Source organism: Endozoicomonas atrinae, assembly GCF_001647025.1.
GTDB lineage: Bacteria > Pseudomonadota > Gammaproteobacteria > Pseudomonadales > Endozoicomonadaceae > Endozoicomonas > Endozoicomonas atrinae.
Genome location: NZ_LUKQ02000609.1, coordinates 1 through 1,042 on the forward strand (window position 1 = coordinate 1; position 1,042 = coordinate 1,042).

Sequence of the window (1,042 nt, forward strand, 5' to 3'; positions counted from 1 at the left end):
CACCCCTGGAGCCATCGGGCGGTGTATCTGGCGGGGAGGGAGACGGGCTGGCATGAACTGCGTTCTGCCCTGACCGCTCAGGAGCAGCGGGACGCGAAGGTGCGGTTTGCCAATGCCTATCAGGCGCTGATCATCAAGGCGGTGAACGGTGAGTCTCTGGAGCCGCAGAAGGCCATCGAGCGGCAGTTTGACCCGACCATTTACTCCGAGCAGTTGCAGCGGAAAACCATGAAGGAGCAGGGCATTGACCCGCTGGACGGGGCCGGTGCCAGGGCAAAACTGAAAGGGATGTCGTTCGATGGGTAACTCACCAAGCGATGCAGTGATGCTGGCCGTGGTCTGGGTGGCTCTGGTGATGCTGGTCTTCTGGTCCTTTCTGGAGGCGATCCAGTGAGTGCCACGCTGGAACTGGTCAGGGGAAATGACCCTCAACCGATCCTGCGACCGGTATCGGCCAGTGATGAGCAGTATATCTACCGGCTCAGGCCTGGCGAGATGATTTCTGCCGAGGTGCGCAGGGCAAGGAATGCACTGTTCCACCGGAAGTTCATGAAGCTGTGCAGCATCGCGTTCAACGTGTTTGAGAGGTTGCCCCAGCCGCCGGTCAGAATGGCTCGAACCGGCCAGTGGGTAACACCCCGGCGGGACTTCAATGAGTTCCGCTACTGGGCCATGGTGCAGGCCGGGTTCTATGAGGTGATTGGGTATCCCGATGGCGGGGTGCGTGCCAGGGCGAAAAGTGTGGCGTTCAAAAGCATGGAACAGGTGGAGTTTGAACAGGTCTATTCGGCGGTGCTGGACGTGTTCTTACAGCTCGTACTGAACAGGGACGGAAACCACGTCTGGAGCAGGGAAGAAGTCGAGTCGCTGGTTGAACAGTTCATTCACTTTGACAGGGGCCAAGGATGACCCGGAAAGAGAAAGACTACCTGCGGGACGTAGCCCAGTTGAGCTGCATTGCCTGCCGGATCAATAACCGGACCACAACCCCGGTGGAAGTGCATCACCAGCGCAGTGGTACCGGGCTGGGCAGGAAAGCCAG

At 59.3% G+C, this 1,042-nt stretch carries 1 protein-coding gene and 1 pseudogene; both read left to right on the plus strand.

What is annotated here, in order from left to right; all coding sequences use genetic code 11:
* Positions 1–306, plus strand: a pseudogene (locus AK963_RS29505) (hypothetical protein); the annotation flags it as partial.
* Between the two features lie 84 nt (positions 307–390).
* The gene (locus tag AK963_RS29510; RefSeq protein WP_066018783.1) at positions 391–909 is read left to right on the plus strand and encodes a DUF1367 family protein; all 519 of its coding nucleotides are present in this window, start codon (positions 391–393) and stop codon (positions 907–909) included.
* The last annotated feature ends 133 nt before the right edge of the window (positions 910–1,042 follow it).